This is a genomic window from Amycolatopsis sp. NBRC 101858 (genome assembly GCF_030269325.1).
GTDB lineage: Bacteria > Actinomycetota > Actinomycetes > Mycobacteriales > Pseudonocardiaceae > Amycolatopsis > Amycolatopsis ponsaeliensis.
The window spans coordinates 278830-290923 of record NZ_BSTD01000002.1; the positions used below are offsets into that span (position 1 = coordinate 278830).

Annotated in this window: 12 protein-coding genes; 9 read left to right on the forward strand and 3 right to left on the reverse strand. The window is 72.1% G+C overall.

Annotated elements, in window-relative coordinates:
* The first annotated feature begins 18 nt into the window (after nucleotides 1–18).
* The 7 genes from QSK39_RS14445 to QSK39_RS14475 all read left to right on the forward strand — a co-directional run bounded on the left by QSK39_RS14445 (nucleotide 19) and on the right by QSK39_RS14475 (nucleotide 6618).
* Entirely contained in the window at nucleotides 19–813 is a 795-nt protein-coding gene (locus tag QSK39_RS14445; protein ID WP_285478242.1) for an SDR family oxidoreductase, read from the forward strand.
* 112 nt (nucleotides 814–925) lie between these two features.
* Nucleotides 926–3226: a glycosyl hydrolase family 95 catalytic domain-containing protein gene (locus tag QSK39_RS14450; protein WP_285478243.1), complete on the forward strand. Its 2301-nt coding sequence runs from the start codon at nucleotides 926–928 to the stop codon at nucleotides 3224–3226.
* A gap of 61 nt (nucleotides 3227–3287) precedes the next feature.
* Nucleotides 3288–3656, forward strand: coding sequence for a DoxX family protein (locus QSK39_RS14455; protein ID WP_285478244.1), 369 nt, complete (start codon nucleotides 3288–3290; stop codon nucleotides 3654–3656).
* A gap of 19 nt (nucleotides 3657–3675) precedes the next feature.
* Complete coding sequence (locus QSK39_RS14460) at nucleotides 3676–4431, forward strand: alpha/beta fold hydrolase (RefSeq protein ID WP_285478245.1); 756 nt, start codon at nucleotides 3676–3678, stop codon at nucleotides 4429–4431.
* Between the two features lie 26 nt (nucleotides 4432–4457).
* Nucleotides 4458–5309 carry a LysR family transcriptional regulator gene (locus QSK39_RS14465; protein ID WP_285478246.1) on the forward strand — a complete coding sequence of 284 codons (852 nt, stop codon included), beginning with the start codon at nucleotides 4458–4460 and terminating at the stop codon, nucleotides 5307–5309.
* A 20-nt stretch (nucleotides 5310–5329) separates the two neighbouring features.
* The gene (locus tag QSK39_RS14470) at nucleotides 5330–5992 is read left to right on the forward strand and encodes an HAD family hydrolase (RefSeq protein WP_285478247.1); all 663 of its coding nucleotides are present in this window, start codon (nucleotides 5330–5332) and stop codon (nucleotides 5990–5992) included.
* Nucleotides 5992–6618 carry a GntR family transcriptional regulator gene (locus QSK39_RS14475; RefSeq protein WP_285478248.1) on the forward strand — a complete coding sequence of 209 codons (627 nt, stop codon included), beginning with the start codon at nucleotides 5992–5994 and terminating at the stop codon, nucleotides 6616–6618. The genes QSK39_RS14470 and QSK39_RS14475 overlap by 1 nt, the downstream gene beginning before the upstream one ends.
* A 423-nt stretch (nucleotides 6619–7041) precedes the next feature.
* Here QSK39_RS14475 and QSK39_RS14480 read toward each other — a convergent pair whose 3' ends face one another.
* Nucleotides 7042–7785 (reverse strand): NAD-dependent epimerase/dehydratase family protein, encoded by a 744-nt coding sequence (locus QSK39_RS14480; RefSeq protein ID WP_285478249.1) that lies wholly within the window; start codon nucleotides 7783–7785, stop codon nucleotides 7042–7044.
* Between the two features lie 191 nt (nucleotides 7786–7976).
* Between QSK39_RS14480 and QSK39_RS14485 the strand changes: the two genes are divergently transcribed.
* On the forward strand, nucleotides 7977–8741 hold the full coding sequence (locus QSK39_RS14485) for an HpcH/HpaI aldolase/citrate lyase family protein (RefSeq protein ID WP_285478250.1): 765 nt from the start codon (nucleotides 7977–7979) through the stop codon (nucleotides 8739–8741).
* Here the strand turns inward: QSK39_RS14485 and QSK39_RS14490 are convergent.
* Both QSK39_RS14490 and QSK39_RS14495 read right to left on the reverse strand, forming a co-directional pair.
* Nucleotides 8726–9901, reverse strand: a complete 1176-nt coding sequence (locus QSK39_RS14490; protein WP_285478251.1) for a CaiB/BaiF CoA transferase family protein — start codon at nucleotides 9899–9901, stop codon at nucleotides 8726–8728. The genes QSK39_RS14485 and QSK39_RS14490 overlap by 16 nt on opposite strands.
* A gap of 21 nt (nucleotides 9902–9922) precedes the next feature.
* The gene (locus tag QSK39_RS14495) at nucleotides 9923–10903 is read right to left on the reverse strand and encodes a glycoside hydrolase family protein (protein WP_285478252.1); all 981 of its coding nucleotides are present in this window, start codon (nucleotides 10901–10903) and stop codon (nucleotides 9923–9925) included.
* Between the two features lie 180 nt (nucleotides 10904–11083).
* On the opposite strand from QSK39_RS14495, the gene QSK39_RS14500 reads away from it, so the two are divergent.
* Nucleotides 11084–12091: a LacI family DNA-binding transcriptional regulator gene (locus QSK39_RS14500; protein WP_285478253.1), complete on the forward strand. Its 1008-nt coding sequence runs from the start codon at nucleotides 11084–11086 to the stop codon at nucleotides 12089–12091.
* Nucleotides 12092–12094: the final 3 nt, after the last annotated feature.

Sequence of the window (12094 nt, forward strand, 5' to 3'; positions counted from 1 at the left end):
GGGCACCGCCGTGCCAGGATGACGGTGATCGCGGACGGAGGTGGGCTCGTGCGGATCCTGGTCACCGGCGGGACCGGCCAGCTCGGCAGGCCGGTCGTCGAACGGCTGCGCGCGGCGGGGGAGGAGGTCCGCGTGCTGAGCCGGCGGGCCGCGCCCGGCGTCGTGCCCGGCGACCTGCGGACCGGGCGAGGCATCGACAGCGCGGTGGCCGGCGTGGACGTGGTCGTCCACTGCGCCACCGACTTCTTCGGCCGGGAGACGGACTTCGCGCGCACGCTCGTCGAGGCGGCACGCTGGGCCGGTGGCGCGCACCTGGTGTACGTCTCGATCGTCGGCGTCGACCGCGTCCCGCTCGGCTACTACCGGGCGAAGCTCGAAACCGAGGAGTTCCTCACCGCGTCCGGGCTGCCGGTCACGATCCAGCGGGCCACGCAGTTCCACGCGCTGGTCCGGACGCTGTTCGCCGGCGCGGCGCGGCTGCCGGTGGTGCCGGTGCCCCGGGTGTCGTTCCAGCCGGTCGACGTCCGCGACGTCGCCGGGCGGCTCGCGGACCTGGCCCTGGGCGACCCGGCGGGCCGCGCGGAGGACTTCGGCGGACCCGAGGTCCTCGCGGCGGCCGAGCTGGCCCAGGCGGTCGTGGAGGCGAGTGGCCGGCGCCGGCGGATCGTCCCGGTGAGCGTGCCGGGGGAGGCGTTCCGGGCTTATGCCGGCGGCGGCCACCTGGCGCCGGAGCACCTCGACGGGAAGATCACGTTCGCCGAGTACCTGGCCGACCAGGCCGACGCTGGTGTGCTGCGCTACCGGAAGCGCTGACGTCTCGTATGTAATCGGATTAATTACGAAGAATCTTGACCTCGGATCCGGATAGGTCATATGTTTGGCGGGCTGCACGCCGGTCCCGCCTTCAACGCCGAACGGATCCGACATGTCGAACCCTCCCTCCCGTCGCACCTTCCTCAAGCTCGGTGGCGCGGTCGGCGCCGGAGTCGCCCTCAGTGGCATTCCTCCTTTCACGGCAAACGCCGACGTCCTCCGCCCGGCCGCGTCGGACCTGGTGCCCGACGGCCGCGCGACGACGCTGTGGTACCCGGCGCCCGCCGCCGAGGACAAGATCATCGAGCAGGGCCTGCCGATCGGTAATGGTCGGATCGGTGCCCTCGTCGGGGGCGACCCGGCCGCCGACTTCCTCTACCTGGCCGACGCGTCGCTGTGGACCGGTGGCGCCAACGACGTCCTCGAGGACGACGGCCAGTTCCCCTACGAGCGCGAGAAGTTCGGCACGCTCGGCCTGCTGGCGAAGGTGCGGATCTCGATCCCCGCGCACACCGGCGTGACCGACTACCGCCGGACGCTCGACCTGAGCAACGGCATCGTCGTGATCACCTACCGGCACCAGGGCGTCCTCTACCGTCGCGAGTACTACGCGAGCCACCCCGACGACGTCGTGGTCGTGCGGCTCAGCGGTGGTCCGATGACCGGGTCGGTCTCGCTCGAGCCCACTCGCGGCGAGGCGATGTCCGGCACCGCCGCGTTCACCGGCGCGTTCGGCAACGGCCTGAAGTACGCGTGCGCCGTGGCCGGTGGCGTGACTTTCAGGGGGAGCCGCGAAGTCGTCATCGTGCTCAGCGGCGGTACGAACTACGTGCCCGACGCGGCCCGGAAGTTCCTCGACGCGTCGCTCGACCCGCTGGCGCTGGCGAAGCAGAAGGCGGCGAAGGCGCTGCGGGCCGGGGGAGGGGCGCTGCTGGGGACGCACGTCGCCGACTACCGGCGGCTCTACGACCGGATGACCGTCGACCTGGGACAGTCGCCGCCGGCGAAGCGCGCGCTGGACTCGTGGTCGCGGCTGCTGGCCCGCCACGACGACCCGGCCACGCCCGACCCGGAGCTGGAGGCGAGCTACCTGCAGTTCGGGCGGTACCTGACGATCACCGGCTCGCGCGACGGGCTGCCGATGGGCCTGCAAGGGCTCTGGCAGAACAACAACACGCCGGACTGGATGAGCGACTACCACACCGACATCAACGTCCAGATGAACTACTGGCTGGCCGACCGCGCGGCGCTGCCCGGGAGCTTCACTGCCCTGGCCGACTACTGCCTCGCGCAGCTTCCCGTGTGGACGGACAGCACGAAACGCCTGTTCAACGACCCGCGCAACCGGTTCCGGAACACCAGCGGCAAGATCGGCGGCTGGGCGGTCGCGTTCTCGACCAACATCTACGGCGGCTCCGGCTGGTGGTGGCACCCCGCCGGCAACGCCTGGCTGTGCAACTCGCTGTGGGACCACTACGCGTTCACCCAGGACAAGGCCTACCTCGCACGGATCTACCCGCTGCTCAAGGGCGCGGCCGAGTTCTGGGAGGCGCGGCTGGTCCCGCTGACGGTCGACGGCCGCGAGGTGCTCGTCGACGACCACGACTGGTCGCCCGAGCACGGCCCGCAGGACACCCTCGGGAACACCTACTCCCAGGAAATCGTCTGGGACCTGTTCGAGCACTACCGCGACGCCGTCGCGGTGCTGGGCCGGGACCGCGCCTACGGCGACCGCATCGCCGGGCTGCAGAAGAAGCTGTACCTGCCGAAAGTCAGCCCGACGACGGGCTGGCTCGAGGAATGGATGTCGCCGGACAACCTCGGCGAGACCACGCACCGGCACCTGTCGCCGCTGATCGGCTTCTTCCCGGGCGACCGGATCGCCGCCGACACTTCGCCGCCCGAACTGCTCGGCGGCGTGCGTGAGCTGCTGATCGCCCGCGGGATGGACAGCTTCGGCTGGGCGTGCGCGTGGCGTTCGGCGTGCTGGGCCCGGCTGAAGGACGCCGACCAGGCCTACCAGCTGCTGCTCACGGTCATGCGGCCGTCGGTGGCCAACGGGAACGGCACCGCGCCGAACTTCTTCGACATGTACAGCCAGGGCAGCTACACGATCTTCCAGATCGACGCCAACCTCGGCGCCCCGGCGGCGATGGTGGAGATGCTCGTCTACTCGCGGCCGGGAGTCCTCGAACTGCTGCCGGCGCTGCCGTCGGCGTGGGCCCGGTCCGGCCGGGTGACCGGGATCGGCGCGCGCGGCGGCTTCGAGGTCGACCTGTCCTGGCGCGACGGGAAGGTGACGCGGGCGGTGATCCGGAGCGTCGGCGGGACGCGCACAGAGGTGCGTGCCGGCGCCTGGCGTCGCACGATCACCCTGCGGCCCGGCCAGTCGGTCACGGTCCAGCCAAGTTGAGGAGTAACCTCCGGAAAAAGGTGTAGTGTTCAATCACTTTCTTCGGACCGGAGGTCTCACCGTGAACGTCGTCCTGTGGGTCGTGGCGGGTCTGCTCGCCGTGCTGTATCTCGGCGCCGGTGGCATGAAGCTGGTGACGCCGCGGGAGAAGCTGCTGGAAAACCCGAACATGGGCTGGACGGCCGACTTCTCCGACGCGGCGATCAAGGGGATCGGCGCGGTCGAGATCCTCGGTGCCATCGGACTGATCCTGCCGCAGGCCCTCGACATCGCGCCGGTGCTCACCCCGCTGGCCGCCACCGGGCTGGCGGTGATCCAGATCGGTGCGATCATCGTGCACGCACGGCGCAAGGAGACCAAGGCGCTGCCGATGAACGTCGTGCTGCTGGTGCTGGCGGCGTTCGTCGCGATCGGCCGGTTCGCCGGCTGACAGCTCGTTCGGAGGATCGATGACGCTTCCCGGGTACACCGATCACGGCGGCGACGGCCCGGTGGTCGTGCTGCTGCACAGCTTCCTGATGGACGGCCGGATGTTCGCGCCGCAGCTCGCGGCGCTGGACGGCTTCCGGTGCGTCACGGTGGATGAACGCGGTCACGGCGAAACGCCCGCGACCGGGCCGTTCGACTACTGGGACGTGGCCCGGGACGTCCTGGCCGTGCTGGACGAGCTCGGCGTCTCGCACGCGGCGGTCGTCGGGACCAGCCAAGGCGGGTTCGTCGCCCTGCGGATGGCATTGCTTGCGCCTTCGCGGGTCTCGGCGCTCGCGGTGCTGGGCACGTCGGCCGCCGCGGAAGACCCCGCCGTCGCGGCCGGGTACCGCGCGGTGCTGGACGCGTGGGTGAGCGGTGGCGCGCCGCCCGAGGTGCTCGACGGCGTCGCGCAGATCTGCTTCGGCGGCTTTCCCGTGGACGAGTGGAAGGAACACTGGAGGTCGGTCGCGCCGGAGCAGCTGAAGCTGACCATGGGGGCGCTCGTCGACCGCGACGCCGTGCTGCCGCGGGCCGGGGAGATCCCGTGCCCGGCGCTGGTGCTGCACGGCACGGCGGACCTCGCCTACCCGGTCGAGCGGGCCGCCGAGCTGGCGGACGCGCTGCCCGCGGCCGAGCCCCTGGTCGTCGTCGACGGGGGTGCCCACTTCCTCAGCTACACCCACCCGGACGAGGTGAACCCGGCGCTGGCGAAGTTCCTCGGCACGCACGCGTAATACCCTGGAGGTCTCAGGGAGGTCGGGTGGACGTCGATCTGCGGAAGCTACGGTACTTCGTCGCGGTCGCCGAGGAGCTGCACTTCGGCCGGGCTGCCGAGCGCCTGCACATCGCGCAGCCGGTGCTGTCGCGGCAGATCCGGGCCCTCGAAGGTGAGCTTCGCGCGCAGTTGTTCGTGCGGGACAAGCGGTCCACGTCGCTGACCGAGGCCGGGCGTCAGCTGCTGGAGGACGCGCGTCCGCTGCTGGCCTCGGCGTCGGCGCTGCGGCGGCGGGTCGCCACGGCCGCGCGCGGGACGTTCACCGTGGCGTTCATGCCGGGCATCACGGTCACCGATGCGGTCCGCGCGTTTTCCTCGCGGTACCCGGATGTCTCGGTGGAGCTGCTGCGCACGACGTGGGACGACCAGACGGAGGTCCTCCACGACGGCCGCGCCGACGTCAGCGTGGTCCGCCTGCCGGTGGACCGGCGCGGGCTGAGTGTGCGGCCGCTGTTCTCCGAGCCGCGCGTGGCGGTCCTGCGGACCGATCACCGGCTGGCCGGCAAGGAGTCGGTGCTCGTCGGCGACCTGGCCGGCGAGCACCTGCTCAACGATCCGGACGCGGTGCCCGAGTGGCGTGACGTCGCGGTCGAGCTGCGGGACGGTGCGGCGCCGCGGTGGCGGGGGTTCCGGAGCGTCGAGGAGAAGCTGGAACACGTGGCGGCCGGGCGGGGGATCGCGGTGATCCCACGGTCGACGTCGGCGTACTACACGCGGCCCGACCTCGCGCACGTGCCGGTCGAGGATCTGCCGCCGAACGAGGTGTGCCTGGCCTGGGTCGCGGCGCGGCGGTCGCCGCTGATCTCCGCGTTCGCTGAGGCCTTGCGTTCGGTATAACCGTATAGCAGTCTGACGGTATGACTCGCTGGGCGACGTTCGACTGTTTCGGCACGCTGGTGGACTGGCGGCACGGCATCGCGACCGGGATCGAGCTGCTGTTCCCGGGCCGGGGTGCGGAGCTGCTGGAGGTCTACAACCGGATCGAACCGCAGGTGCAGGCCGAGCAGCCGGTGCGGCGGTACCGGGAGGTGCTCGCGGAGTCGCTGCGGCGGACCGCGGCCGAAGCGGGTGTCGAGCTGGTGCCCGACGACGCGTCCGTGCTGGGGACCGGGCTGCCGTACTGGCCGGTGTTCCCCGACGTCCGGCCGGCGCTCACGGCGTTGCGCGAAGCGGGCTGGCGGCTGGCCTTGCTGACGAACTGCGACCGTGACCTGATCGACGAGACCCAGCGGCGGCTCGTCGTGCCGATCGACGCGACCGTGACCGCCGAGGACGTCGGGTCGTACAAGCCCGGGCACGCGCACTTCACGCGGTTCGCGTCTTCGTTCGGTGCTTCACGCGAAAACTGGGTCCACATCGCGCAGAGCCACTTCCACGACATGGTGCCGGCGCAGGCGCTCGACATCCGGCGGGTGTGGATCAACCGGCACGGCGAGGGGCACGACCCGTCGATCGCCGACGCGGTGCTACCCGGCCTGGACGACCTGGTCGCGACGGTCGAGCGGGTGCACGCGTCCTGATGGTGCTGCAGACGACGAACACCCGCGACGCGCTGGTGGCGGAGGTGCGCCGCCAGATCTTGAGCGGAGTGCTGTCCCCGGGGACCCCGCTGACGGAGCAGGGCCTGGCGACGACGTTCGGCGTGGCGCGCCCGACGGTGCGCTCGGCGTTGCAGGAGCTGGTCGCCCGGCACCTGGTGGAGCGGTCCGACGGCCGGTCGCTGCGGGTGGCGGTGTTGACGTCCGCCGATGTCCGGGACCTGTTCACGGTCCGCCTGCCGTTGGAGCTGACGGCGGTCCGGCTGCTCGCCGGCCGTTCGTTGGACGGGGCGTGGACGGCGCTGTCGGCACTGGAGGCGCTGCCGCCGGGGGCGGGCTGGAGCGACCGGGTGGAGGCGCACACGGCGTTCCACCTGGCCCTGGTCGACGCGGCGGGGAGTGTGCGGTTGAGCCGGATTTACCCGCCGCTGCAGGAGGAGATGCAGCTGTGCCTGGCCCGGTTGCGGGGCTCGTACCCGGACCCGGCCGAGCTGGCGGCCGAGCACCGGCGGCTGCTGGAGGCGATCGCTTCGGGCAACCGGGCGAGTGCGGAGGCGGAGATGCGGGATCACCTCGAGCGTGCCCGGAGTGGGCTGCTGGACCTCTGACGCGGGGCGGGCCGGCGTTGCCGCACATGGCAACGTCGGCCGCACATTCAGCTCCGAGAACCGGCAGCCGCGGCGGAGGCCTGTCGCCGGCGGGTGCGGTGCTGCTCACCGCCTCGGCAGCAGCGCCGCAGGCCCGGCACGCCGTCAGCAGCCTGCCGCGGAACTTCCGTGCCCCACCTCGGCCCGGTGGCTCGTGAACAGCCCCGCCCACAGCGCCGTCCAATGCCGGGGTGCCGGGCGTACCTCGCGCCTCCGAGGGGCCGGGGGCGGCCCCGCGCGGTACTCCATCTCCACCCGCACCCAGTCGTAGATCCAGTCGCCTCGCATGTCGTTCCTCACCTAGTTCTTCCGAGGAACCCCACGTTCGTCCTGAGGGGGCTGGCGCCGCATCGGGTGATCACGTACTTCGCGGCCTCCGATCCCTTACCCGCGCAGCTCCCTCAGCGCGTCCAGGTGCCGGGGCGTCCACCCCAGCTCGCGCTGCGCCCGGGCCGGCGTCAGCTGCTGGTCCAGCGCGAACGCCTCCGCGATCGGGCCCATCCGCTCCACCGCCTCCGCGAGGGTGAGGTGAACGGTCGGACCTCCGAGTGCCGCGACGATCTCCGCGAGCGGCAGGTTCTGCCCGCTCACCCCCGCGTACACCGACTTCGCCGGAGCCTGCAAGGCGAGCGCGTACAGCTCGGCGATGTCGGCCGCGTGGACGAGCGCCCAATGGTTCGCGCCGTCGCCGATCAGGGGTACCGGGGCGCGGAAGAACGTCTCGATGAGCCCGCCGCCGAGACCGTAGACCAGGCCGGGCATGACGAGCACCGGGTGCCCGCCGTGGGACAGGACGCGTTCCTCGTTCGCGCGGCGCCACGCCGTGATCGCCGGTGGGTTCTGCGGCGCGTCCTCGTCCACGACGCCCGCCGTGTCGCCGTACACCCAGACCCCGCCCGTGTGCACGTACGGCCCGCGGTCGCCGAGCCCCTCCTGCAACGCCTCCGCCGCCGCGAGGTCGACCTCCGCCGTGTCGTCGCCGTAGTGCTGGCCGAGGTGGATGACGCCGTCGGCGGCCGCGGCGGCCTCGCGCAGGACGCCGGTGGCGGTCAGGTCGCCGGCGACCGGGGTCGCGCCCAGCCCGGTGAGCACCCGCGCCGACGCGTCGCTGCGCGCCAGGGCGCTCACCTCGTGACCGTGCCGCCTGAGCGCCCGGACCGTCGGACGGCCGACGTACCGGAGCCGCCCGTCAGGAAGACCTTCATCGCGGGACCTTTCGTGGTCGTCAGTGGTTCCCTTCCGACTCTCGGCGCCGCGGACGCCCGCGTCCAAGACCCTTTCCGGTCGCTGTGATACCCGCAGAGCATTACGCTGGCGCCGTGCCCGCGACTGCGTTCCTGTTCGTGCCCGGCGACCGTCCCGACCGCTTCGGCAAGGCCGTGGCCAGTGGCGCCGACGTCGTGATCGTCGACCTCGAAGACGCCGTCGCCCCGGCGGACAAGGACTCCGCGCGCGCCCACGTCGGAACCTGGCTCGAGGACAACGAAGCGATGGTCCGGATCAACGCCCCGGGCACGCCCTGGTTCGAGGCCGACGCCGCCCTCGTCAACGCCCGCGGAGTCCCGGTGGTCGTGCCGAAAGCCGAGACGCCGGGAGTGCTCGCGGGGTTCCGCGAGGTCGTGGCCCTCGTCGAGACCGCGCGCGGCGTGGAGCGTGCCGGGGAGCTGGCCGCCGTCCCGTCGGTGACGCGCCTGGCGTTCGGCAGCGTCGACCTGGCCGCCGAACTCGGCGTCGCGCCCGAGGACCCGGAGCCGTTCGCCTACGCGCGTTCGCAGCTGGTGATCGCGTCGGCGGCCGCCGGCCTGGCGCCCCCGGTGGACGGCGTCACGACAGACCTGCGCGACGACGAGAGACTCGAGGCCGACGTCCGCTACGCGCGCCGCATGGGTTTCGGCGGCAAGCTGTGCATCCACCCACGCCAGATCGCCCCGGTCCGCGCCGGCTTCGCGCCGACGGAGGCCGAGCGGGAATGGGCACGAAGGGTGCTCACGGCCGGGGATTCGGCGTCCACTGTGGACGGCCGGATGGTGGACAAGCCGGTGCTGGACCGCGCCCGGCGGATCCTGGGCTACACCGCGCCCTGAGCCCGCAGCGCCGCCGCGTCGAAGCCGAACTCCGTCAGCACCGCGTCGGTGTGCTCGCCCAGCGCCGGCACCGGATCCATCCGGGGTGCGCGGCCGGGCACCGTGATCGGCGGCAGCGTGGCGCGGATCGGTCCGCCCGGCGTCGAAACGTCCGCGAAGCGATCACGGGCCGTCAGCTGCGGATGGGCCAAGACGTCGGGCAGCTCGCGACGGCGCGCGTGCGCGATCCGGCCCCGGCGCAGCCGTTCCTCCAGCTCGGCGCCGGTCAACCCCGCGAAGATCGCGTCGATCTCGTGCTCCAACGCCGGGCGATGGGCGACACGGGCGCTGCCGGTCGCGAAGCGCTCGTCGGTCACCCACTCCGGCCGCTCGACCGCGTGCTCGCAGAACGCCGCCCACTCGCGCTCGTTCTGCACCGCCAGCACCACCTCGGTCCCGTCGCCCGCGGCGAAGGTGCCGTACGGCGCGATTGCCGGGTGGCTCGTGCCGGTCCGTGGCGGAGGAGTGCCGCCGTAGCCCGCGTAGTAGAGCGGGAACCCCATCCACTCGACCAGCGAGTCGAACAGGCTGATCTCGAGCTCGGTGCCCTGCCCGGTGCGCTCGCGGTCGTAGAGCGCGGAAAGAATCCCGGAGAACGCGTACATCCCGGCGCCGATGTCCGCCGCCGGGATGCCGCTCTTGGCCGGCTCGGCCTCGGACCCCGTCACCGAGACCAGGCCGGCTTCGGACTGGATGAGCAGGTCGTACGCCTTCGCGTCGCGGTACGGCCCGTTGGATCCGTAGCCCGACACCGAGCACGTGATCAGCCGTGGCCGCGTGGCGCTCAGCGTGGCGGCCCCGAGACCGAGCCGCTCCGCGACGCCGGGGGCGAAGTTCTGCACGAACACGTCGGCCCGGTCCAGCAACGCCGCCATCACCGGCGCCGCCGCGTCGCTCTTGAGGTCGAGCGTGACACTCTCCTTGGACCGGTTCAGCCACACGAAGTGGCTGGACTGGCCGTGCACGGTCTCGTCGTACGCGCGGGCGAAGTCGCCGCTGCCCGGTCGCTCGATCTTGAGCACCCGGGCGCCCAGATCGGCCAGGTGCCGGGTGGCCAGCGGCGCGGCGACCGCCTGTTCGCAGGACACGACCGTGACGCCGTCGAGGGGCAGGGAGCGCATGGCCGCATCCTGCCACCCGGGTCAGGCCGCGCGGGCGATGGCGATGTTCCCGGCGAGCCGCTCGCCGGCCTCGTAGACCATGTACTCACGGCCCTGGTAGGTGCCGAAACTCGGAGCCGCCGACCGGCCGTTGTCCGGGGCGCCGGCCAGCGGGGTGTGGAAGGTGCCGAGGTGGTTGCGCTTCGAGAAGTCGTTGCCGACCTCGGTGATCATCAGCTTCCCGCCGTGCGCGATGTCGGTGTTGTAGACGACGTACGTGCTGTTGTTGCGGTAGAGCAGGTGCGGGCCGCCGATGTCGTTCGCGCCGACGTCGGTGTGGCGCACGAGCGGTGTCTGGGAGAACGTCCAGTTCAGCGCGTCGGGCGACCAGCCCCAGCCGATGTCGCGGTGGTTGGTGGTGTTGTTGAGCATGAACACCATGACGTACCGGGCGTTCTTCGCGGGCAGGTCCTGGCGGAAGACGCGCGCGTAGGACGTCTCGGTGGTGCCCGCGGGCTGCAGCCGGGTCGAGAGGACCTCCTTCTCGTACGTGAAGTGGATGCCGTCGGCGGAACTGGCCAGTCGCGTGACGGTGTTTTCGCCGTGGAAGTACAGGTAGATCCGGTTGACGTCGTCGTTCCACAGGGCGTGCGGCGAGGAGACGTGGCTGACGGAGTACTCGCCGGGCCAGGAGTTCTTGATGATCGGGTTGCCCGCGTACTCGGTGAACTCCTCGTCGAGGGAGTTCGCGTAGGCCAGGCAGATGCCGCCCGGGGCGTCGTGCGGGGCGTAGTAGAGGTAGTACGCGGCGAGCGCGCCGGGGATGCGGTCCTTGGTGCCGCGGATGCAGGGGAAGATCAGCTCGCCGGTCGGGTTGTAGCGCAGCTTGCTCTTGACGAGGGCGAGCCGCTGGTACCGGTAGTCGGGGAAGCCGGCGGGCGCGGCGGTGGCGACGGCGGGGATCATCGCGCCCGCGCCGAGCGCGGCGGCGCCGGCCAGCAGGCCGCGTCGGGTGAGGGTCATGACCGCTCCTTCGAGGTCTCGGGTGCGGCGACGGTGCCACGCTCCGGACGGCGTGGTCAATGGAGTAATACGTATTAGTACGGTCGGGACAGGTTTGCTGGAGTTTCGGGCAAAACGGTTGACGGGCCTGGGGGAGGCCCGCACTCTGAATCGGATCAGCTGACTCCGGGCGAGGTGGCGATGGGCAAGGTGCGGCAGGCCGACATCGCCCGCGTGGCCGGGGTTTCGCAGGCGACGGTGTCGGTGGTGCTGGGCGGCAACCGCACCGGGGTCCGGCTGTCGGAGCGGACGAGGCTGCGGGTCCTGGAGGCCGCCGAGCGGCTGGGGTACGTGCCCGACCCGGTGTCTTCGCGGCTGGCGGCCACGGGCAACAACCTGCTCGGGGTGTACACGTTCACCCCGGCCTTCCCGGACATCGCCGACGTGTACTACCCGATCCTGGCCGGCGTCGAGGCCGAGGCGGCCGCGCTCGGCAAGGACCTGATCATGTTCACGGCGTCGAGCGCGGCGCCGGACCGGATCCGCCGCACCCGGCTGGCCGACGGCTGCCTGTTCCTGGGCCGGCACGTCCCGGTGGACGCGATCGCCGACCTGCTGGCCGCGGGGTTCCCGATCGTCCACATCGGACGCCGGACGGAGCTGGGCGGCCGCATCCCGCACGTGGGCGCGGACTACGTGTCGGCGTCGGCGGAGGTGATCACGCGCCTGGCGCGGGCGGGCCACCAGCGCGCGCGGTACTTGCGCGAGCCGGACGACGCCCCATCGTCGTGGGACCGCGAACGCGGCGTCCGCGCGGCGGCGGCCGAGGCGGGAGTCTCACTGGTGGTGAGCCGCACCGACGGGACGGATCTTTCGGCAGCATCGATCCGCGGCTGGCTCGACGACGGCGTGACGGCGCTGGTGGTGGAGGAGACGGACACGGGCGCGGTGTTCGACGCAACGTGGCGGGTCTTGCGGGCGGCGGGGGTCTCGGTGCCGGGGGACGTGTCGCTGGCGGTCCTGGGCCGGCCCCCGGCGGGGGTGGAGGGGCCGCTGATCAGCGGGTTCGAGGTGCCGCGAAGGGAGCTGGGCCGGGCGGCGGTGCGACTGCTGGCGTCCCTGGTCGAGCCGGGGACGGGGGAGCCATCACTGCACCGGCTGCTGACGTGCCCACCGGTGGCGGGGGAGACGATAGCGACGGTCGGCTGACGA

Excerpts from the sequence above, each read along its gene's own strand:
- QSK39_RS14490 (WP_285478251.1), bottom strand. The coding sequence starts at position 9,901 with ATGCGCTCCCTGCCCCTCGACGGCGTCACGGTCGTGTCCTGCGAACAG.
- QSK39_RS14500 (WP_285478253.1), top strand. The coding sequence starts at position 11,084 with ATGGGCAAGGTGCGGCAGGCCGACATCGCCCGCGTGGCCGGGGTTTCG.
- QSK39_RS14445 (WP_285478242.1), top strand. The coding sequence starts at position 19 with ATGACGGTGATCGCGGACGGAGGTGGGCTCGTGCGGATCCTGGTCACC.
- QSK39_RS14450 (WP_285478243.1), top strand. The coding sequence starts at position 926 with ATGTCGAACCCTCCCTCCCGTCGCACCTTCCTCAAGCTCGGTGGCGCG.
- QSK39_RS14495 (WP_285478252.1), bottom strand. The coding sequence starts at position 10,903 with ATGACCCTCACCCGACGCGGCCTGCTGGCCGGCGCCGCCGCGCTCGGC.
- QSK39_RS14460 (WP_285478245.1), top strand. The coding sequence starts at position 3,676 with ATGACGCTTCCCGGGTACACCGATCACGGCGGCGACGGCCCGGTGGTC.
- QSK39_RS14475 (WP_285478248.1), top strand. The coding sequence starts at position 5,992 with ATGGTGCTGCAGACGACGAACACCCGCGACGCGCTGGTGGCGGAGGTG.
- QSK39_RS14470 (WP_285478247.1), top strand. The coding sequence starts at position 5,330 with ATGACTCGCTGGGCGACGTTCGACTGTTTCGGCACGCTGGTGGACTGG.